Origin of the sequence: Salipaludibacillus daqingensis, assembly GCF_029891575.1 — a bacterium.
GTDB classification, from domain to species: Bacteria; Bacillota; Bacilli; order Bacillales; family Salisediminibacteriaceae; genus Salipaludibacillus; species Salipaludibacillus daqingensis.
This window is the reverse complement of record NZ_JARZHF010000002.1, coordinates 534,092-555,159: the sequence shown is the minus strand read 5'-3', so window position 1 is coordinate 555,159 and position 21,068 is coordinate 534,092. Positions and strand designations below refer to the sequence as shown.

General features: G+C 35.8%; 20 protein-coding genes. 16 read left to right on the top strand and 4 right to left on the bottom strand.

Translation table 11 applies throughout. The features are described 5' to 3' along the window. Positions 1-266: 266 nt before the first annotated feature. From QDN89_RS06890 to QDN89_RS06815, 16 genes are all read left to right on the top strand, one after another. On the top strand, positions 267-707 hold the full coding sequence (locus tag QDN89_RS06890) for a disulfide oxidoreductase (protein ID WP_280769361.1): 441 nt from the start codon (positions 267-269) through the stop codon (positions 705-707). After that, the gene (locus QDN89_RS06885) at positions 704-1,177 is read left to right on the top strand and encodes a thioredoxin family protein (protein WP_280769360.1); all 474 of its coding nucleotides are present in this window, start codon (positions 704-706) and stop codon (positions 1,175-1,177) included. The genes QDN89_RS06890 and QDN89_RS06885 overlap by 4 nt, the downstream gene beginning before the upstream one ends. Before the next feature lie 83 nt (positions 1,178-1,260). Then, complete coding sequence (locus tag QDN89_RS06880; protein ID WP_280769359.1) at positions 1,261-1,524, top strand: hypothetical protein; 264 nt, start codon at positions 1,261-1,263, stop codon at positions 1,522-1,524. Between the two features lie 668 nt (positions 1,525-2,192). Beyond that, positions 2,193-3,851 carry a glutathione ABC transporter substrate-binding protein gene (locus QDN89_RS06875; protein ID WP_280769358.1) on the top strand — a complete coding sequence of 553 codons (1,659 nt, stop codon included), beginning with the start codon at positions 2,193-2,195 and terminating at the stop codon, positions 3,849-3,851. Between the two features lie 117 nt (positions 3,852-3,968). Beyond that, on the top strand, positions 3,969-4,892 hold the full coding sequence (gene nikB, locus QDN89_RS06870) for a nickel ABC transporter permease (protein WP_280769357.1): 924 nt from the start codon (positions 3,969-3,971) through the stop codon (positions 4,890-4,892). Positions 4,893-4,906: 14 nt separating this feature from the next. Then, the gene (locus QDN89_RS06865; RefSeq protein WP_280769356.1) at positions 4,907-6,463 is read left to right on the top strand and encodes an ABC transporter permease; all 1,557 of its coding nucleotides are present in this window, start codon (positions 4,907-4,909) and stop codon (positions 6,461-6,463) included. An 8-nt stretch (positions 6,464-6,471) separates the two neighbouring features. After that, a complete protein-coding gene (locus QDN89_RS06860) occupies positions 6,472-7,470 on the top strand; it encodes an ABC transporter ATP-binding protein (RefSeq protein WP_280769355.1) in 999 nt (332 codons plus the stop codon). Further along, positions 7,433-8,434, top strand: coding sequence for an ABC transporter ATP-binding protein (locus tag QDN89_RS06855; protein WP_425335373.1), 1,002 nt, complete (start codon positions 7,433-7,435; stop codon positions 8,432-8,434). Before QDN89_RS06860 ends, QDN89_RS06855 begins: the two co-directional genes overlap by 38 nt. A gap of 38 nt (positions 8,435-8,472) precedes the next feature. Beyond that, positions 8,473-9,645, top strand: a complete 1,173-nt coding sequence (iadA, locus tag QDN89_RS06850; protein ID WP_280769353.1) for a beta-aspartyl-peptidase — start codon at positions 8,473-8,475, stop codon at positions 9,643-9,645. A 131-nt stretch (positions 9,646-9,776) separates the two neighbouring features. Further along, entirely contained in the window at positions 9,777-11,849 is a 2,073-nt protein-coding gene (locus tag QDN89_RS06845; RefSeq protein WP_280769352.1) for a sigma-54 interaction domain-containing protein, read from the top strand. A gap of 309 nt (positions 11,850-12,158) precedes the next feature. Then, positions 12,159-12,608, top strand: a complete 450-nt coding sequence (locus tag QDN89_RS06840; protein WP_280769351.1) for a MarR family winged helix-turn-helix transcriptional regulator — start codon at positions 12,159-12,161, stop codon at positions 12,606-12,608. Next, complete coding sequence (locus tag QDN89_RS06835) at positions 12,605-16,045, top strand: efflux RND transporter permease subunit (RefSeq protein ID WP_280769350.1); 3,441 nt, start codon at positions 12,605-12,607, stop codon at positions 16,043-16,045. Before QDN89_RS06840 ends, QDN89_RS06835 begins: the two co-directional genes overlap by 4 nt. A gap of 181 nt (positions 16,046-16,226) precedes the next feature. Further along, positions 16,227-16,496, top strand: coding sequence for a hypothetical protein (locus tag QDN89_RS06830; protein ID WP_280769349.1), 270 nt, complete (start codon positions 16,227-16,229; stop codon positions 16,494-16,496). 191 nt (positions 16,497-16,687) lie between these two features. Next, positions 16,688-17,338: a hypothetical protein gene (locus QDN89_RS06825; protein WP_280769348.1), complete on the top strand. Its 651-nt coding sequence runs from the start codon at positions 16,688-16,690 to the stop codon at positions 17,336-17,338. Positions 17,339-17,413: 75 nt separating this feature from the next. Beyond that, complete coding sequence (gene trhA / locus QDN89_RS06820) at positions 17,414-18,061, top strand: PAQR family membrane homeostasis protein TrhA (protein ID WP_280769347.1); 648 nt, start codon at positions 17,414-17,416, stop codon at positions 18,059-18,061. Between the two features lie 208 nt (positions 18,062-18,269). Beyond that, the gene (locus QDN89_RS06815; RefSeq protein WP_280769346.1) at positions 18,270-18,899 is read left to right on the top strand and encodes a TetR/AcrR family transcriptional regulator; all 630 of its coding nucleotides are present in this window, start codon (positions 18,270-18,272) and stop codon (positions 18,897-18,899) included. A 186-nt stretch (positions 18,900-19,085) separates the two neighbouring features. Here QDN89_RS06815 and QDN89_RS06810 read toward each other — a convergent pair whose 3' ends face one another. The 4 genes from QDN89_RS06810 to QDN89_RS06795 all read right to left on the bottom strand — a co-directional run bounded on the left by QDN89_RS06810 (position 19,086) and on the right by QDN89_RS06795 (position 21,008). Continuing rightward, a complete protein-coding gene (locus QDN89_RS06810; RefSeq protein WP_280769345.1) occupies positions 19,086-19,802 on the bottom strand; it encodes a Crp/Fnr family transcriptional regulator in 717 nt (238 codons plus the stop codon). Between the two features lie 302 nt (positions 19,803-20,104). Further along, on the bottom strand, positions 20,105-20,326 hold the full coding sequence (locus tag QDN89_RS06805; protein ID WP_280769344.1) for a YvrJ family protein: 222 nt from the start codon (positions 20,324-20,326) through the stop codon (positions 20,105-20,107). A 153-nt stretch (positions 20,327-20,479) separates the two neighbouring features. Then, positions 20,480-20,704: a DUF2922 domain-containing protein gene (locus QDN89_RS06800; protein ID WP_280769343.1), complete on the bottom strand. Its 225-nt coding sequence runs from the start codon at positions 20,702-20,704 to the stop codon at positions 20,480-20,482. A gap of 91 nt (positions 20,705-20,795) precedes the next feature. Further along, complete coding sequence (locus QDN89_RS06795; protein ID WP_280769342.1) at positions 20,796-21,008, bottom strand: DUF1659 domain-containing protein; 213 nt, start codon at positions 21,006-21,008, stop codon at positions 20,796-20,798. Between the last annotated feature and the right edge of the window lie 60 nt (positions 21,009-21,068).

The following is a 21,068-nucleotide window of genomic DNA, read 5'->3' as shown; positions in this document are numbered from 1 at the left end:
AGCGTTTGAAGAGACAATTTCAAGTGTTCAAACATTATTGAAACCAACATCATTGGTTTTACAATAAAAAAAGTAATCCCAAAGGCAAGACCAATGGGATAGCGGGGTTGGGTGTTTTTAGCACACCCCTGTGTCAACTCCACTAGCGGTTAATCGTCATCTTGAAAGTCGATACCCTAGAAACCCCCACTTCAAATTTCGTTAGAAATTAAGTGGCGGGAGTATTCATTAAAACAATTAATATACAACCGAAACGAGGGAGAGTATTGCGAACAAATGAACAAAAGATAGAATTTGCATTGTTTGGAGCCTGGGGAGTGGCGTTGGTTGCTACTTTAGGTTCTTTATATTTTTCAGAGATTAGAAATTATATTCCGTGTGAACTTTGCTGGGCACAGCGAGTTTTCATGTATCCGCTTGCGATCACGTTAGCTATCGCTACAGTAAAAAAAGACGCTCGTCAAGCATATTATACGCTGCCACTATCATTAATTGGCATGGGATTCGCTTTGTATCATTACATGCTTCAAAAAATACCATTCTTGTCTTCAGCTGGGGAAGCGTGTGGGATTATTCCTTGTAATTATGAATATATCAATATTTTAGGTTTCATCACTATTCCATTTTTAGCGTTTTTAGCATTTTTGATTATTTCTTTATTGATGGTTTGGGTTATTAAAACATCGAAGGAGAGAACGGAAAAATGAAAAAAATAATTGTTTTTGGCGGTGTAGTGGTTCTGCTTTTTGTATTGCTTGCATTTATTACATCTTATCAAAATCAGCAGCAATCTGAAGGGAATCCATTTGAAAAAGATTCGTTAGCTAGTGAGACGATAGATCAATTAGATGACCCGTTGTATCAAAACATTATTTTACCTGAAGATTTAGCAGATAGAATAAACAATAAGGAAGATGTAACCGTTTATTTTTATAGTGGACAGTGTGAATTTTGTAATATGGCCTCCTCATTACTTGTACCTAAAGCAGAAGAGATGGGTGTCGATTTGCAATTGTACAATATATTAGAATTTCCTCAAGGATGGGATGACTATCAAATCGAAGGAACTCCAGTGGTTGTTCACTTCGAAAACGGAGAAGAGCAGGCGAAAATAGAAGGCCTGCATGATGAGGAAGCGTATGAAATTTTTTATGAACAAGTTGTTCTTAAGGATTAATCATATGATATAAATGAAAGAGAAAAAAATGAAAAATTCTAAGGAAAACAGGGAACAATAAGTCATTAAGGAGGATAATTTTTATGGAACGATTATTAAAATGGATTGGTATTGCAATTTTTCTTGGCTGGACGATAGCGCTTTTAGTAAATTACTCTATTTACCAGCACGTGACACTTCAGCTGACATTGATACACCCAGTCATTGACGGGATTTTATTTATGGTTCTGATGTTTGCAACGTATCTCTTTGTTTGGCGTACATTTAGACGTAATAATTCCACTGCAAGCATTCAATTAGCAGTTTTAGGTGTTTTATCGATCAGTTTAGCCATTGTATTTTTGTAAAAACGATTCTAATTTTTGCACAAATGATAAAGATTCGTGTTGAATATCCATTCTCTATTATAATATTCAACATAGCTTCAGCTACCTCGAGGAGAATCGCCTCGGGGTTTTTATACGTTTCTTTTCCTACAGGTGTTAATAACTTTTTTGATAAAAAGAGGAAGCATTCTTTAACATGATAAAGAGTGGTATTAAAATTAACAAGTTAAAAATTCAGAATATTTAGTGTTTTATTGGTTGTAATGGGTGACTTTTTTCTTCCTACATTTATTGGATATAAAGCCATGCTGTTCCTCTACTTTTAGGGGTTTTAAATAAATTCATGCAGAGATCTCCAATCTAATAGGTACTAAAAAACAATAAAACGTTCTTTTAGACAAGAGATCTAACATGAATTTCAACTTATTAGTAAATATGTTCGTTTATCTTTCAAAGTTATGTTGTTCATGGTATACAACCATTTAATTTTATGGTTCACCCAGTAAATGAGGGTTAAATGATATTTTACTAATCTCTTTCTATTGAAATTTATAAAATATATGGCCCGTTTTGATTGCTATTAAAAGGATTGATGAATCAGTAAATTAATAAAATTCAGATTATTTAAAGGTTGGCATGATACTTGCATTACTTATATAGCAACACACAAAAAAAGGGGAGATGTAAGAGTGGGCATTCACAAAAAGATTTGGTTTATCATGTTATTAGCATTTGTATTATTTTTAGCTGCATGTCAAGGGAACAATGACGTTAATGAAACGGATGACAATGAAACACCTGATGAGACGATTGATACCGAAGAAAATGCAGGAAATAATGAAGATGATATGAATGACGGTAACAATGAAGAAGAAGCTGATCATGGTGGAGAAGTAACCGTCGGAATTGAAGCGGAGCCAACTTCTATGGATCCGCAAAATACAACGGATGGAAACTCAGCAACCGTTCAAAGTACAATGTTTGAAGGATTACTTCGTTTTGATGAGGATATGAGCATTGTGCCAGTTTTGGCTGAAGATTACGACTATAGTGAAGATGCGACGGAAGTAACGTTCACCCTTCGAGAAGGAGTTACTTTCCATGATGGGACAGAATTTGATGCAAACGTCGTTAAAGAAAATTTAGACTATGTTCGAGATTCTGATAATGGTTTAGCAAGATCATCATTCTTTTCTTTTATAGATGAAGTTATTGTAGATGATGATTTCACTGTCACTGTTCGTGCAGAGGAGCCTAATTCAGCGATGGCTTCTTATATGGCTCATTCATCTGCAGCTATGAAATCATTAGAAGAGTATGAAAAGAAAAATGAAGATGAAGATTATAACTTAGATCGAGAAGGTGCTGTTGGAACAGGGCCATTCCAATTTGTCGAATGGAGAGATAGCGAACATGTCATTGTAGAAAAATTTGATGGCTACTGGAATGAAGAAGAATTAGCAAGAGTAGATCAAATTACATTCCGACCAGTTCAAGAGGCGAGTACTCGTGTGAATATGCTTCAAACTGGAGAAGTAGATCTAATCTTCCCGATCCCGACTTTAAATGCGGGTGAGCTTGAACAAGAAGATGATATTGACTTGTATACAGGGCCAACGACAGATGTATTTTATATTGGTATGAACTTTGAAAATGAAAAATATCATGACTTGGATGTTAGGCAAGCGATGAATCACGCTATTGATAAAGATGGACTAATTGCACAAGTACTTGATGGATATGGAACGATTGCAGATTCCGCAATCGCACCAAATGTATACGGTTATTCAGGGCAACCTATTTACGAGTATGATGTCGCCGGAGCGCAAGAGTTGATGGATGGAAGTGGACAGCCAGATGGTTTCGAGGCGACGTTGTGGACGAGAAATAACACGGAATTTATTTCTGTGGCTGAATACGCAGCTATTCAGTTAGAAGAGATAGGAATTGACGTAGAAGTACAAGCGTATGAAGCAGGAACATTGTTTGATATGTTAGATGAGGGTGATGGAACGGACTTATGGATTGGAAGATGGTCTCCTGGAACAGGGGAAGCAGACTATGGACTGCGTCCGAACTTTGCTTCTGATCGTGTGCCACCAAACTTTAATAATTCAGGGTTCTATATTAATGAAGAGTTAGACGAACTGTTTGATGAAGCATTAGCAACTCCTGATGAAGATGAGGCATTGGATATCTATGCAGATATTCAACAAAGAATCTATGAAGATGCACCATGGGTGTTCTTGCATATTCCAGATGCAATTATTGCAAAAAATCAAAATTTAGAAGGAGTTTATGTATTACCTTCTGGTGCAGTAAATCTAAATTTAGCTGAGTTTCGTTAAACATAATAGGGGGAGCTATTAGAATTAGGCTCCCCCTTTTAACATAGTTATTCTATTATTTTGTACATAACCATTAATAATTAAGCACGAGTTGATTATGGAAGGAGAGGTGGTCAAATGCTGAATTTTATTCTTAGAAGGCTTCTCGGAATGATTCCAATTTTACTAATTATTACGATTATTGCATTTTTGTTTGTTCATCTGACTCCTGGGGACCCGATCCGAATCATGTATGGGGCAGAGATAGACCAAGAGACTTATCAACAAATGAGAGAAAGTGAGGGATTTAATGATCCTCTAATCGTTCAATATGGTCGTTATATGTACAATATGACGATTCAAGGTGATTTTGGACAATCTTATCGTACCCGATCGGATGTATCGGACGAAGTGTTAAGAAGATTCAATTATACGTTTGTATTAACGATCCTAAGTATGTTTTGGGCGATTTTAATTGGAGTAACAGTAGGGATTATCTCTGCTACAAAGCGTAACTCACTCGTTGACCGAGTAGGGATGATATCAACGATTACAGCTCTTAGTATTCCAGAGTTCTGGTTTGGATTAATGATGATGCAAGTATTTGCTGTTCAGTTAGGGTGGTTTCCGACAAGTGGGAGTGGAACTTGGATTCATCTAATCTTACCGTCTTTAACACTAGGTTTTGGTGTAGCTGCAACGATAGTAAGGTTCACAAGATCTAGTGTGTTGGAAGTTTTAAGAGAAGATTATGTTCGTACAGCTAGAGCAAAGGGGCAAAAGGAATCAGTCGTTATTTGGAGTCATGTGCTTAGGAATGCATTGATTCCAGTAGTTACAATGGCTGGACTTCAATTTGGTTTTTTAATTGGAGGGGCTGTTGTAGTCGAGCAAGTGTTTGCATGGCCAGGGCTGGGTTCCTATTTAATTGATGGGATTTTGACAAGGGATTATCCGGTCATTCAAGCTCTAATTCTATTATTTTCATTGCAATTTTTGATTATTAATCTACTTGTGGATATCAGTTATGGATTTTTGAATCCACAAATTCGATATGAATAGGAGGGGGAGCACAGATGGATAAGCAAAAGAAAAATTCTCCTTTTCGGATCTTTTTACGGAAGTTTTTAAAACAAAAACTTGCTGTGTTTGCTTTTGGTTTAGTGATCGCTATTGTTCTTGTGGGGATATTTGGTCCATTATTTTCCCCTTATGATCCACATCGACCAGTCACAGCACAATATCCTGATATGGGAATTGATTTGGAACAATTAACGAGTTTGACTCTAGAGATTGAAGGTCTTTTAAGTAATGGCGAAACGATAGAGCAGCAAGAATTAACTCAAATTCAGACGGAAACAGATGATCGAAGAATCGCTGCCGTTAGACGATCTCAATCAGGTATACGAGTGAGTGCTAATTCCTCAGGGTATACTGATGCGATTGTTGAAAGTGGTGATGTTTCTGCAGTATCAAAAGTTCTCGTTCGAGGAGAAATTCCTCTTGACGATGCAGAACCTACGATCTCACAAATTCGAATTAATCAACCAGATGCTTCCTTCTCGGAAGGGGATAGCTACCAAATTGAAGTGTCTGCGTTATTAACAGATGGAACGGAAATTACCTCCTTAGATAATTTAAAAGAGTTAGCAGAAGAATTATATGGAGAGGAAGAGGAAGAAGATACGAGTGGATTTCAATCTAGTACAACAAATGATGATGATGCTGCTAGCTTCCAAATCAACTCATTAACAGAAGATACCGTTTCTGTAGACGAAGATGGAGTCGTATCTTTTGAAAGTGATGGAGAAGGTTTGGTGCAAATACAAGCAGGTGAAGCCAAATCACTTGTTCAATTTCAAGTTGGACCGGATTCAATCGAACCTGTATTGACATCTCTCGTTCTTCAAAGTACGACAATAGAGTTAAATGATGCTTACAAACACCAAAGTCCATCGTCCTTGCATTTGTTCGGGACAGATCATCAAAACCGTGATATTTTAAGTCGTGTTATCCATGGAACAAAAGAAACGTTATTAATCGGATTTGTTTCTGTTGCAATTGGAACTGTCATAGGAACAGTTTTAGGTTTATTAGCAGGTTATTATGGAGGCTGGTTAGATAGTTTAGTAACAAGAATGACAGATGTATTATTGGCCTTTCCTGGGATACTATTAGCCATTGCTGTGATTGCCTTCTTAGGTGCAGGGATAACAAATATTATTTTTGCTGTAGCGGTGTTTACTATTCCAGTGTTTATTAGGATCGTACGTGCATCTACGTTATCCCTGAAAGAAATGACTTATGTTGAAGCTGCCAAATCGATTGGAGTTCCTAATACGGTTATTATTTTCAGACACATATTTCCTGGTACGCTATCGGTTGTCATGGTTTACTTAACAATGCGTATTGGGGTGGCAATTTTGATCGGTGCAGCTCTTAGTTTCCTTGGTTTAGGAGGAGATATTACGGCGCCAGAATGGGGATCGATGCTTAGCGCAGCTAAAGATAATAGTGGAACAATCTTTCATGCGACATTCTTTCCTGGATTGGCTATTGTTATTACCGTGTTGAGCTTTAACATCTTCGGAGATGGCCTTCGTGATGCTCTCGATCCAAAGCTGAAGGAGTAGTGATGACAATGACTAAAAATGTATTAGATATAAAAGATTTGACGATAAATTTTAAAAGTGAAGGAAAAGAACTTTCTGTCGTAGATGGAATCTCTTTTTCGATTAAAGCGGGTGAAACTCTTGGAGTCGTTGGGGAATCTGGTTGTGGGAAAAGTGTAACCTCTTTATCGATTATGGGGTTAATTCCATCTCCGCCTGGAAGAGTAGCTAATGGAACGATTGAGTTTGAAGGGAAAAATCTACTAGATTTCAAAGAAAAAGAGATGCGAAAAGTTCGAGGTAATGAAATTTCAATGATTTTCCAGGAACCGATGACTTCATTAAATCCTGTATTCACGATAGGGAAACAAATTAATGAAGTGTTGCTTTTGCATAATGAAATGAACAAATCGGCAGCACGAAATAGATCGATTGAAATGTTAAAGTTAGTTGGTATTCCAAGACCAGAGCAAATATATCATAACTATCCATATCAGTTGTCAGGTGGAATGAGGCAACGAGTAATGATTGCTATAGGGCTTGCTTGTCAACCGAAATTACTCATTGCAGATGAGCCTACAACGGCATTGGACGTGACTATACAAGCGCAAATTCTTAACTTAATGAGAGATTTAAAAGAAAAAACAGATACATCGATTATGTTTATTACTCATGATTTAGGTGTCGTAGCAGAAATGTGTGATCGAGTAGTCGTGATGTACTCTGGTCAAGTCGTGGAAGAAACAGATGTGGATACATTATTTAATGACCCAAAACACCCTTACACATTAGGTTTACTAGGGTCCATACCTAAAGCGACAGAAAAAATTGATCGTTTGTATTCTATTCGTGGGCAAGTGCCTCAAGCAGGAACAGTCGAACGAGGGTGTCGATTTGCTGACCGATGTGACAAAGTGATGCCTCGATGCTACACAGAAGATCCCCCACTATTAAAAATGAAAGAAGGACATCAATGTCGCTGTTGGCTCTATGCAGAAGAAGAAGGGGGTGCGGAAATTGACAGCTAATCCGTTGTTAGAAGTAAACAATTTGAAAATATATTTCCCAATAAAAAAAGGTGTTATAAAAAAGAAAGTCACGTATGTAAAAGCTGTTGATGATATTTCTTTTTTAATAAAAGAAGGAGAAACACTTGGCCTAGTTGGAGAATCTGGCTGTGGAAAATCAACGACTGGGCGAGGGATAACTCAATTAGTTCCTGTGACAGAAGGAGAAATTACCTTTCAAGGAGAAAATTTAGCTGAATTAGCGAAAGGTGATTTAAGAGAACGAAGAAAAGATATGCAAATGGTTTTTCAAGATCCATACGCTTCATTAAATCCGAGATTAACTGTAGAAGACATTTTGGCTGAACCATTGAAAGCTCATGGGGTAAAAAGTAAGAAAGAGAGAATCGAACGAATCAATAAAATGCTTGATGTTGTAGGGTTAAATCGAAATTTTGCCTACCGATATGCTCATGAATTTTCGGGTGGTCAACGACAACGAATTGGTATTGCTAGGGCGTTGATTCTCAATCCTAAGTTAATTATTGCAGACGAACCAGTAGCGGCACTTGATGTATCTATTCAAGCTCAAGTGCTGAATCTACTGAAAGATTTGCAAAAAGATTTTGATTTAACCTATTTATTTATATCTCATGATTTAAGTGTTGTTCGCCACTTATGTGATCGTGTAGCTGTTATGTATTTAGGGAGAATGGCTGAAACAGGTTCGACAGAGAAAATTTTTGAAAACCCACTTCATCCTTATACTCAAACACTTTTAGAAGCGATTCCAATTTCAAACCCAAGAGATAAAAAAGAAAGAATCATCCTTAAAGGAGATGTTCCATCTCCAGTAGATCCACCTAAAGGTTGTGCATTTGTAGGTCGTTGTCCGAAAGCATTTGACCGCTGTCATCATGATAGACCTCAGTTACTAAAAATGAATGCAGAGCAAGAAGTAGCTTGTCACTTGTATGACGAATAAACGAAGTCAACCGAAACGACTAGTAAAGGCGGGATAAGATGCTGACACTTATAAAAAATGCAGATGTATATACTCCTACCCCTTTAGGGGAGAAAGATGTTCTTATTGGTGGGGGAAAAATCATTACCATTTCCGCGGATATAGATGCCTCTGCCATGGCAGAATATATTGATGTAGTTGATGCGAAAGGAAATTACCTCGTGCCTGGTTTGATTGATGGGCATGTACATATTACTGGTGGTGGAGGGGAAGGTAGTTTTAAAACGAGAACACCTGAATTACCTCTTTCAGACTGTATTCAAGCAGGTATTACATCCGTTGTAGGTGTAATTGGAACAGATGGAACAACGAGAACAATGGCTAATTTAGTTGCGAAAGCGAAGGGGCTAGAAGAGGAAGGGATTACTTGTTATTGTCAAAGTGGGAATTATCACCTGCCGATTAAGACATTAACCGGATCTTTGCAAAATGATATTATGCTCGTCCATGAAATCATCGGAGCAGGAGAAATTGCGATTGCAGACCATCGCTCTTCTCAGCCTACTGCGGGTGAATTAGCTCGATTAGCAAGCGAAGCTCGTATAGGAGGAATTCTATCCGGGAAAGGTGGCATCGTTAATATTCACGTAGGGGACGGTGCGGACCAACTTCAACTCATTGAAGAAGTGGTGAAAACGACAAATATTCCAATTACACAATTTTTGCCAACTCACATTAATCGTCACGAAGAACTTCTTACTACAGGTATTAAATACGCTAAAAAAGGTGGCTACGTAGATTTTACAACGAGTTGTCTTGATGATGAGATAAATGACGATAATTTGAAAAGTAGTAAAGGACTAAAGCGTATGCTTGATGAAGGGGTACCAATTGAGCAAATTACATTTACATCTGACGGTCAAGGTAGTTTACCTAGGTTTGATAAAAATAGCAAATTTATAGGTTTGGGTATTGGGAAAGTTGTCAGTTTATTTAATGAATTAAGGGATGCTATTACAGAAGAAAAACTTCCAATTGAGAAAGTTTGGAAAGTAGCAACAGAAAACCCAGCTCGCATACTTAAATTAGATAACAAAGGTACCATCAAAGAAGGAAATGATGCTGATATCCTCCTCATTACCAAAGATTCATTTTCAATTGACAGTGTGATGGCGAAAGGTCAATGGATGATGAGCAAAAAAGAAATACTTGTAAAAGGTACATTTGAATAAACGGGACCTGCATTCTTTCATTAGGATGCAGGTTATTCGTTATAATGACCGTTATAAAACTTCTTCTAAAAAATAAAATGGTGTATAATTGGTTGAATAGGATAAACCAATAAATTTGAATGGGTGATAAAATGAAAACACCAAATCGAATGATTCTCATAGTAGGTTCTACTGAAACGAAAAGAACGTTAGTGGAGCAATTAGAAGATATCATTGGAGACTTTATTGAAATTGAAAGCTATGCAGTGGAAGATGATATACTACCGTTCATTGATAATGAAGTAGTACTCTTATCTTCTTTATTAATGAAAAAAGAAGTCTCTCCTTACATTTCTTCAAACTGCAAACAATTAATAGCAAATAGAATTGTGAACTTTCATTACATCGATCAACTATTTGAACTTCCGAGTGGGACAGAAGTTCTTTATGTAAATGATTACCCTGAAACTGTAAATGAGGCAATCCAATCTCTAAAAGATTTAGGAGTAGACCACTTGAAATACTTTCCCTATTTCCCGGGTAAAAAAATGGTCAAACGAGTTTCCATTGCAATTACGCCAGGAAAAATGGACTTAGTTCCAAGTTTTGTTGAATCTACGATTAATATCCGCCCTAGGTTAATAGATATGAGTTCCATTATTGCTATCCTTAGTGAACTAGGATTAGGAAAAGAGAAAAATCAAGAAGTGTCTCATAGATATATTCAAAAAATTATCGACCTTAGTAAACGAATTTCTGATAGTACAAAAGAAGCAACAAGAGTAAGCGAGCATTTAAAAAAAGTAGTTGATGGTGTTCATGATGGAATTTTAGCAGTAAATGAGAATGGTATCATCACAGTCTTTAACGGGATATTAGAAGAAATCCTTCATATTCGTGGAAAAAGAGTTATCGGTCGCCATGTAAACGATATTTTAGTAAATGAAGAACTTGTATCGTTTGTGTTGGAAAATAAAGGAGAAACGAACCGCTATTTCACGATTGAACAAGCCGATATCATCGTTCATAAATTTACGATAGAAGCAGATGGAACAAAAGTTGTTACCTTTAAAAATGCTGGTGAAGCGATAGAAATGGAAAATAAAAGAAGACGGGAATTGATCAAAAAAGGACATTTCGCTAAGTATACTTTTCAAGATATTATCGGTAAAAACGAAAAATTAATTGAAACAAAAAGAATTGCTAGTAAATTGGCGAAATCAGACCTTACTGTATTAATTGAAGGAGAAAGTGGAACAGGCAAGGAATTGTTTGCAAGTTCTATTCACAATGAGTCGAAAAGACGAAATGGTCCCTTTCTTGCTGTGAACTTCAGTGCTCTTCCCGAAGACCTAGTTGAAAGTGAGTTATTCGGATATGAAGAGGGAGCTTTTACAGGCGCTAAAAAAGGTGGTAGAAAAGGACTTTTTGAACAGTCACATGGAGGAACTATTTTCCTTGATGAAATTGGAGATATTAGTTTGAAAGTGCAAGCGAGGCTCTTAAGAGTATTGCAAGAAAAAGAACTTCTTCGTATTGGAGGAAGTGAAATTATTCCTGTGGATGTAAGAATTGTTGCTGCCACAAATCGACATTTACTTACTTTAATCGATAAAAATGAATTTCGTGAAGATTTATTTCATCGCCTAAAAGTCTTATTTATTCATTTACCTGAACTGAGGTATCGAAAAGACGATATCGATGAACTCATTCGATATTTTATACAGCAATCTGAATTAAATGATGTGAAAGTCCATCCACTAGTTTTCCAACAATTAAGGAAGTATCATTGGTATGGTAACATTCGAGAATTGAAAAATACCATTGATTATATGCTTACAGTTTGTGAAAATAATGAAGTACTATTAAAAGATATCCCAAGTGAATCATTTTTCCAAGGAGAACCGAAAGAACTTTTTTCTGTTCCCGTAAGTGATTATTCTTCTCAACATTGGCCAAAAGAACCATCCATCGACGAAGAAGAGTTGTCCTTTGTCCTCTCCATTGTCGATGAACTACAGCTAAAAGAAACTAGCATTAGTAGAAAAAAAATTGTTGATGAAACCATTGAAAAAAAACAGTCATTAACGGAACAACAAGTTAGATACCGGCTACATCTACTGAGTAATAAAGGTTATGTAAGTATCCATAGGGGAAGGGTTGGTACAAAAATTACAGAAGCAGGAAAGGAACATTTACGATCGATGACTAAAATACAAATATAAGTAAAAAGATCATGTACTCAAATGAGAGGCATGATTTTTTTATTCGATTATTGATATTTACATTAAACTGAAGCTTATAATAATGTCACCATAGGATTTATCATTGTGAATCGATTAGTATGTTTTTGTAGTATTAAATCGTAGACAATGAAGGCTGTAGATCTTCATAGTAAACGAAAATAATAGTTTAGTTACTTAATAATTTATACTGTATTCCATTTGAATGCTAAATCATTGACAGTAAAAAAAAGAGTGTATATAGTTAAGAAAATTAACTATTTAAATACTTAATAATTTATGGGGTGTTTTATGGATATTCATGAAGTTATTTCTGATATCGAAGAGAGAGTATTTGATATTAGCTTAATATTAAATCGAGAATTTGGTACTGAATATGAAAATTGTCTGTCTTCGAATCAGCAACTAATGTTGATTTTAGTTGCTAAAAAAGGCGTAAAACATGTGAAAGATTTAGCATATCATATGAACGTTTCAGCTAGTGCAATAAGCCAAATGGTTGCGAAATTAGAACAATTGGACATCATCTATAGAGAAATTGATGAATCCAATCGTCGAAGTACGATTTTACGCTTAGGTTCAAAAGGTAAAGATATACTAGCAATGATGGATGAGAATCGCAGTGAAATAATTAATAAGTATTTATCTAAAATGAGTGAAAAAGATTTGATTGAAGTCATGGATGCCTTTAGAAAACTTCATGAGACAATTATTGAAACAGAGAAAGGGGATCCAGAATGAACATTACGAACTTTTCGATCAAACGACCAGTATTTACACTAGTAACCATGGCATTATTTCTTTTATTAGGAGCTATTTCTTTAACGAATATTCCATTGAAATTAATACCAGATATAGAAGCACCTATCGCAGCAGTTGTAACAAGTTACCAAGATGCGAGTCCTGAAGAGGTTGTAGATAAAGTATCAAGGCCGATGGAAAATAGCTTGTCAACAACAGCGGGGCTAAATAATATAAGTACAATCTCAATGGAAGGGTCTTCGTTAACCATTTTGGAGTTTTCATGGACGACGTCCATTGATGATGTAGAAAATGATATTATTACAGCGATGAACCAAACTCCTTTACCAAGTGGCGCTGGAACACCTCAATTTTTAAAGTTTGACCCATCTCAGTTTCCAATCATACAACTATCGTTATCAGCGATCGATGATGATGTAGAATTAGATGCATTAGTTAGAGACATGGAAACGGAATTATTAAAAATTGATGGCATTGCTACGATCGATTTATTAGGTGATGCAATAGATGAAATAGAGGTTTCTCTTGATCAAGATCTATTAGAAGAAAATAACCTTGATCAATCAGATGTCGTTCAAACATTACAATCACATAATATTACGGCTCCTGGTGGTATTGTTGAAAGTGGTGGTTCAGAAATTACGACTCGCGTATTGTTTGAAATGGGTGGGGTTGAAGATATCGAGGATATCGTTCTAACTACCGACGTTGAAACGGAAGAAGATGTGACAGTTTCAGACGTAGCAACTGTTGCTGTCGGACCTGAACCTACAGATACGATCACTCAGACAAATCAAGATGATTCTATTTTATTGAGTGTTCAACAACAAGCAGATGCGAATACTGCCCAAGTTTCGAGAGCGTTTATTGATGAAATAGATGAATTATTGTCACAAGACAAATATGAAGATATTGACTCAGCGGTTTTATTTAATCAGGGGGAATATATTGATGAGGCAATAGCTAACGTTGCTTTAGCTCTTGTAGCAGGTGGTATTATTGCTATGATTGTTCTCTTCCTATTTTTAAGAAGTGTGAAAACACCGTTACTTATAGGAATAGCAATACCATTTTCAGTTATCGTGACATTTGTTCTCTTATTTTTCACGAACTTTTCGTTAAATATTATGACTTTAGGTGGATTAGCATTAGGTATTGGAATGCTGGTTGATAACTCTATCGTCGTTATCGAAAATATTTATCGACATTTATCCATGGGGAAAGATCCTAAGAAAGCAGCATTAGATGGAACAAAAGAAGTGGCAACAGCTATTACTGCTTCAACATTAACAACGATTTCGGTGTTTTTACCTGTTGTGTTTATCTCAGGTATTGTCGGAAATTTATTTAGAGAATTTGCCTTAACCGTATCCTTTAGTTTATTAGCATCGTTAGCTGTTGCATTAACGGTCGTGCCGATGCTTGCAAGTAAATGGTTAAAGGCTCCAAAAGAAAATATTGAAGAAAAACGTAAGAAATCTAAATTTGTTAAGTTTTTCGATCGCTCTACAAGGTGGTCGTTAAAAAACCGAGCAATTGTTTTTATCATCACAGTTGGGTTACTTATAACTGGTGGATTTGGTGTAACAACAGTAGGTACAGAATTTTTACCTGCAACAGATGAAGGTTTCTTCCAAATTGATATTGAAAATGAACCTGGTACGCCGCTAGACGTCACATATGAAGATGTACAAGAAATTGAAGAAATCTTAGATGGGGAATCACTCATTCAAAATTACACAAGTGTAACAGGATCCAGTGGTGACCAAGGCCCGATGGGGGGCACTGGAAATGGTCATGAGGCGGTGATTTATGTAACGATGATCCCGATTAGTGACCGAGATGTGTCCACGATGGACTTCTCTGAAGATATTCGTCAAGATATTGAGCGTGCAGCTTCTGATGCGGATATTTCGATATCGATGGATGCTTCATTTGGTAGTGATCCAAATACGTTTAGTTTTGACCTAAATGACTCCAATCCACAACAATTAGAAGAAGTCGCTGGAGACCTACTAGAAGAGTTTGATGATATGAGTGAATTCAATGAAGTTTCAAACACGCTTGAAGACACCATACCAGAATTACAAATTTTAATAGATGATGAGGCTGCGAGAGAAGAAGGATTCAGCCCAGCGCAAATTGCTGAAGTAGTAGATAACAATACGCGAGGTGTGTTTGCCACACAAATTGTAACTGATGAAAACGATGTGCTAGAAGTCAACGTTCGTTACGATGATGAATATATTGAAAATGTGGAAGCTCTCGAAAACTTGTTATTAAGAAATCCTGAAGGAGAATATGTTCCATTAAGTGATTTAGCAGAGATTGAGGAAGGCGAAGGTCCTGAAACAATTAATAGAATAAACCAAGAAGAATCGGTTCAATTTTCACTTGCTTTTGGATCAGAGTATAATCTTGGCGAGATTAATACGATCGTTCAAGATACCATTGATGATTATGGCTTGCCGACGGAGACGAGTATTTCATTTACGGGAGACCAACAGTTATTAGAGGATGCGATTAGTGATCTAACATTAGCATTAATATTAGCAGTAGTATTCGTCTACTTAGTTTTGGCAGCTCAATTTGAGTCATTACGATATCCATTCGTGATTATGTTTACTGTTCCACTTGTAGTCATTGGTGTAGCAATAGGATTGACGCTGACACAAACGCCTATCAGTGTAACAGGATTTATAGGAATCATCGTGCTCGTAGGTATCGTTGTTAATAATTCGATTGTTTTAGTGGATTATATTAACCAACGTAAGGAATTAGGATATAAGAGCTATGATGCTATTGTCGAAGGTGTTAAAGACCGTGCACGACCTATATTAATGACAGCATCGACAACGATTTTAGCACTAGTTCCATTAGCGTTAGGTTTTGGTGAAGGAACAGAGATTCAACAACCGTTAGCAATCACTGTTATTAGCGGGATGATAAGTGCAACATTCTTAACACTTATATTAATCCCAGTCGTTTATAGTTTCTTCGATCGAGATACAAGACATCTTAACCGAAAGTATATGATGCCTGATGGGGAAATGGTTCCTGCTTATTTGTTGGATGAAAAGTATTCAAAAGAGCAAGGTGAAGGTCGGATGCATTATCCGAAATTAAGCCAAGAATCATCGAATAGTTCACACACTGATTTCTCTGAATTTTACAAGGCAGTTGAAGAAGAACCTGCCAATGAATTAGATGCACACTACGATGAAACAGTGACTGAACATGAAACATATGAAAACGAAGAGGAAATTTCAGATCAAGTGTTTGATGGAGGAAGTGCGGAAAACCTTCCTTCAAGAAAAGATCGTCACAAGTCTTCTGAAATGTCCAGAGATGATCTTCTAAGTCTTTTAGAAAAGATAGTTGAAAGAAATCAAAGAGATAATAAAAAAGATAAGTGAAACTAAGTGTACAAGAGGGGGATCAAATCCTCCTCTTTTTTTTACGTTAAGTTTAACTCCGTTAAAGGACTAAAGTATAAAAAACTAAGACCAAGTTTTTCTAATATTGTTAGGGCAGTTGTCCAACCAAAAAAGGAACTTCTAAATATAATACTTATGAATATGTTTAGGAGGTGAGGTTTTGCATCAAGTTCAGCATTATTATGATATGTGTTGTCGCTATAGAGGAAAACGAGTAAGGATAACAGATGTCTCAGGTAAAGAGTATCGAGGAAGGATTGTTGATGTAGATCAACAATATGTTTATTTAGAGCAAGAGAGCAGTGGGTTCGGAGGATTTGGTTATGGATATAGAGGTTACTATGGCCACTACGGTTACTATCGTCCTGTATTCCCAATCGCATTAGCAGCGATTGGAGGATTTGCTTTAGGAGCAGCTTTTTTTTGGTAGTATGAATTACAGGGAAATAAGAGTTCTGCGCCAGAATGCCAACTTCATGTCGAATGAAGTTGGTTTTCTGGTTTTAAAATCTCTTTTCATTTGATGGGAGTAAGTGATAAACTATAGAAGTTATATGATAAGGGAACCTTGTTTTATAAATGATGTTATAGAAAAAGACCGAATAAAAAGGGGAAAGCAAAATGAATAAAACTCTTTTCTCAACGATGATTGCCTGTTTTCTTTTGATTTCTTGTTCTGATGAAAGCTCAGTGGAACAAGTAAATAATTTAGAAGATACAGACGATGTGGAGACATTGATTTCGACAAATGAAAAATTAGTAGAGCAACTTGAAAAAGAACTTGCTGAAAAGGATCAGTTACAAGAAAGAATCGTTAGCTTAGAAAACGAAAATAAAGACTTAAAAGATGATATTTTAACTTATAAACAACAAGCAATCGAACTTGAAGAAATGCATCATTTTGAATTATCTCTTAGGCATGATTTGGATATCTTAGCCAGACAATTTTTTCAATCAATGCACGAGGAGCAGCATGAAAAAGTGGAAGAAGTTATCTCTACTGATATTGAAGTAGATGCTGAAGATGATACGTTGAAAATTACCGAGCAAGATGGAATAGAACGAAGTTTTCATTATTTACAATTAGATTCGGTAGTTTATATAAGGCAAAAGTCTTTTTCTTATGATCATGATGATGAAATATTTATTTCAAGATACGAATTTTATTCAGCTACAGAAGAGGATGAAAAAATAAACCTTGAAGGTGGAGTAGAAATTATTTTCATTAATGATGTTGACTGGAAAGTATCGTCTATTAGATATGTTCAATAATTCGGTCATTAACGTAAATGGTTCGATTTAATTTAAGAGTAGTTATAAACATAGGAATTTTATAAGGGGAGTAAAATGGGGACTACACATACTTTTACGAAACGTGAAGAAATTGTAAATGCATTAACACATGGCATTGGCGTGATATTAAGTATTGCCGCACTCGTTCTCCTTATTGTTTTTTCTAGCATTCATGGTGCGGCTATTCATGTTATTAGTTTCACGATCTACGGAGTGACGTTACTCTTTATGTATACTTGTTCGACATTGCTACATAGTTTTCCAATTGGAAAAGTAAAAAATATTTTCGAGATTTTAGATCATTCTGCTATTTATTTGTTTATTGCTGGAACATATACGCCATTAATGCTAATCGTGGTTGAAGGTACGAGAGGTTGGGTTTTGTTATCATTAGTGTGGACATTAGCAATTGGAGGTATTGTATTCAAAGCCTTCTTTGTAAAAAAATTTGTTGGTGTCTCCACATTAATATACATTGTAATGGGATGGATGATTGTGTTTGCATTACAACCTATTGCAGCCAAAGTTGAGACAATGGGATTAGTGTTACTGGTTTTAGGTGGGGTGTTATACACTGTCGGGACCATATTTTATATTTGGAGAACGTTTTACTACCACCATGCTGTATGGCATTTGTTCGTTCTAGCAGCTAGTGCAGCGCACTTTTTTACGATCATACTGTATGTATTACCTATTCAATAACCGGGTTTATTCGTTTTGCTACAAAGTTAAATAGTTTAAAAATTTAAAACTATCGATAATGTCACGCATTTGTCAAAGTTTTGCTAAGAAAACGTCACCTCTTTCACAGTTTCTTCATATAACTTAGCTGTATAATGAATATAACAAGTTTATTATATGAGTTATATGTGAATATATGAACAAATGAAGTGGATTGGTGGTGAGAGTTATGATTGAAATGGATACGAATGCAATGACCACAGATGAAATAATATTAGAAACCGCTATTGATTTGATGGAAAAAAAGGGATTTAAAGCAGTGACAACGAAAGAAATTGCCTCAAAATCAGGCTTCAGTGAGATGACATTGTTCAGGCATTTTGGTACGAAAAAAAATATTTTAGAAAAAGCTGTAGAAACGTATTCATATTTAATTGATATGAAATCTATTTTGTATGATAAAGTGGAATATGATTTACGAAAAGACTTAACAAGAGTAAGTAAAACGTACCATCGATATAACCAACAAAACTATAAAATGGTGTTATTATCTTTTCAAGAAAGAAATACTCATCCCTTTATTGGAGAGAGCTTATCTGAGAATCCAAAACAGTTGAAAATGTATTTAGTTGAGTATTTTAAGGAAATGCAAAAGAGGAATAAAATGGTTGCTGTTGATCCTGAAATCCAGGCGATGAATTTTTTATGGATGAATCTCGGGTATTTTTTATCTTATCAACTTGGAGGAAGAAAAGTAGCTGTCGTGCCGTTAGATAAATTCATTGATGATAGTGTCGATTTATTTGTGAAGGGACTAATGCCAAGGGAAGTCAATGGTATCCAAGAAACTGTGAAATAATAAGAAAAATGAATGAGGATTCGCACTGGTGGGGTGAACTTGAGATAGTACACCGCCCGTAAGCATCATCTAACGTTTTATGGTCAACAAAAAAGGTTCCGATTATCAATTACGATATTCGGACCCTTTTTTTAATTTAATAAGGTAGTTTTGTCTCGGCCTCTTTTGATAGATATTTAATCAATTTTAAATTTTGCACTCTTCAAATGGACAATGGCTGCAGCGTAAATGTGTTTTTAGAAACTCAATGTTATGAATAGTAATGTATTTCGTATTTACGGACAGGATGTTTTGCTTCATGAGTCTTTTCAGAATTCTATTGATACTTTCTCTCGTTGCCCCTACATAGTTAGCGAGTTCTTGATTGGTTATTTTGCGGTTAATCAATACTCCTCTAGATACTTCTTTCCCATATTCATTCGATAGTCGAATTAGAATGGAAAATACAGCTCCTTGTTTTCCACAGAAAACAAGGTCACGAAATTGAGCGAGCATTGTGTTATTTTCTGATGATAACCACTGCATATAAGCAACAGATAACTCTCCATATTTCATCATCAGTTGTTCAAGATCGGTCCGATTAAACCTTAACATCTCTGTATCTTGAGTGACTTCCGCATTGAAATGGTAGGATAAGTTGTTAAATAAACTTAGTTCACCTAGGAGGTCGTTTTGATTCTTTTTTTGTAGGAAAAATACTTTACCATCAGCAGATGTTTTCGTTAATCGGATTTGGCCCTTAACAATAAGATAAATATGATTGGAAGGGTCCCCTTCATAAAATAAAATACTTCCATTACTAGCAAAAACCTCGGTTCCATATGATAAGAACAAACTCTTCATTTCATCAGACAATAAATCATAAAATGACTGTGGTTGATAGATTGTTTTTGTATCAATCAATGATCTTTTCCCCCCCTCGTCTTTCGAGTCTCCCCTTTTTTCACTTATATAAAAAATAGCTTTATCATGCGATTAGTTAATTTAACAATATCATACGTAACAAGTCTTTAATGGAAGTAATCTAGAACATTTTATTACAATTTGTTGTTTTATTGCAGGCTCTGTTATTATTCTTATGATAATGTTGAATAATCAGTTATCTCCTTCCCGCAGACAATGTTACTGCTCCTCGGGAAAATCACCCTTAAACCCAGCCAGCCCAAAAAAATAGAGCGTGTTGAGTCTGAGGGTGATTAAAAAAATTAATCAACCAATTTCACTTTTGGGCGTTCTTCAGCTTCAGCACCAATTTTAGAGCTAAGTTGCATCGAGTACTTACTTTGGTTAAGTGGACAAATTGTTTGCAGTTTTAAGACCGACTGATTTAACGTGTCCAATTTTTTTTCGATTCTGTAAAGCAAGTAAAAGGTGATAACTACTGGAAATCCATATTCACTGATAGCAGATAACCATAATTGTTCCACAAATAGGCCCTCCTCTCTTAACTATTTAGATGGTTATGCAATTGCTCTCCAAGGATATTCTAGTCTGTTTAGACATCAACTGGACTTACAATAATAATTCAAGGAATTAATGTAGAAAAGAAACCGGAGAGAAAAGTCTCTCCCCGGTTTTGTTTATCCTTGTTCAATGTCAATGTCTTCTACAGTACGTTCCACAAGACGAGCACCGCGCTTCCCAATAACATCACCATTAGTAGAAGTGAACGTGCTGTTTTGAATAATGGTATCCATAGCTGCTGATACATCAGCACCAACAACAGGTTCGATAGGATCATCGATTCCAATTGTTACATTTCCGCCTGCTTCGTTAAGAAATAATAACTCTAATCTTTTTGACATGTTTTCACCTCCTTTATTTAACATGAGGTTACGATTTAATCACAATAGATTCTTAAAAAATGTGTGTTCCCAATTCACATTAAGGGAAATGTTATTCGAACAATTCATACGTATTGTTCCGTTCGATTTTTTCTAGGTCGTACTGTTGTAAAGAAGCTAGTGCTTGAGCAGTTTGCAATAATGCTTCATTACTAGCACTTGGTTGGACATTACGAAAATGTCTTGTTTGTAATTTTTCATCACCGTCGTCATCGTAGCCTAATAGAAATGTTAAAGATAATCTAGTATCTACTGCTTCATTCATGTTCTCACCCCCTTTCAACAAATAAGTACAGGTAGAATAATAAAAAGGAGGAGAAAAGAT

What these genes read in the sequence shown, in the direction of transcription:
- QDN89_RS06800 (WP_280769343.1), bottom strand. Translation starts at nt 20,704, where the DNA reads ATGTCAAAAAGATTAGAGTTATTATTTCTTAACGAAGCAGGCGGAAAT.
- QDN89_RS06815 (WP_280769346.1), top strand. Translation starts at nt 18,270, where the DNA reads ATGATTGAAATGGATACGAATGCAATGACCACAGATGAAATAATATTA.
- QDN89_RS06860 (WP_280769355.1), top strand. Translation starts at nt 6,472, where the DNA reads ATGACTAAAAATGTATTAGATATAAAAGATTTGACGATAAATTTTAAA.
- nikB (WP_280769357.1), top strand. Translation starts at nt 3,969, where the DNA reads ATGCTGAATTTTATTCTTAGAAGGCTTCTCGGAATGATTCCAATTTTA.
- QDN89_RS06840 (WP_280769351.1), top strand. Translation starts at nt 12,159, where the DNA reads ATGGATATTCATGAAGTTATTTCTGATATCGAAGAGAGAGTATTTGAT.
- trhA (WP_280769347.1), top strand. Translation starts at nt 17,414, where the DNA reads ATGGGGACTACACATACTTTTACGAAACGTGAAGAAATTGTAAATGCA.
- QDN89_RS06845 (WP_280769352.1), top strand. Translation starts at nt 9,777, where the DNA reads ATGAAAACACCAAATCGAATGATTCTCATAGTAGGTTCTACTGAAACG.
- QDN89_RS06865 (WP_280769356.1), top strand. Translation starts at nt 4,907, where the DNA reads ATGGATAAGCAAAAGAAAAATTCTCCTTTTCGGATCTTTTTACGGAAG.
- QDN89_RS06795 (WP_280769342.1), bottom strand. Translation starts at nt 21,008, where the DNA reads ATGAATGAAGCAGTAGATACTAGATTATCTTTAACATTTCTATTAGGC.
- QDN89_RS06880 (WP_280769359.1), top strand. Translation starts at nt 1,261, where the DNA reads ATGGAACGATTATTAAAATGGATTGGTATTGCAATTTTTCTTGGCTGG.
- QDN89_RS06835 (WP_280769350.1), top strand. Translation starts at nt 12,605, where the DNA reads ATGAACATTACGAACTTTTCGATCAAACGACCAGTATTTACACTAGTA.
- QDN89_RS06855 (WP_425335373.1), top strand. Translation starts at nt 7,433, where the DNA reads ATGCAGAAGAAGAAGGGGGTGCGGAAATTGACAGCTAATCCGTTGTTA.
- iadA (WP_280769353.1), top strand. Translation starts at nt 8,473, where the DNA reads ATGCTGACACTTATAAAAAATGCAGATGTATATACTCCTACCCCTTTA.
- QDN89_RS06825 (WP_280769348.1), top strand. Translation starts at nt 16,688, where the DNA reads ATGAATAAAACTCTTTTCTCAACGATGATTGCCTGTTTTCTTTTGATT.
- QDN89_RS06885 (WP_280769360.1), top strand. Translation starts at nt 704, where the DNA reads ATGAAAAAAATAATTGTTTTTGGCGGTGTAGTGGTTCTGCTTTTTGTA.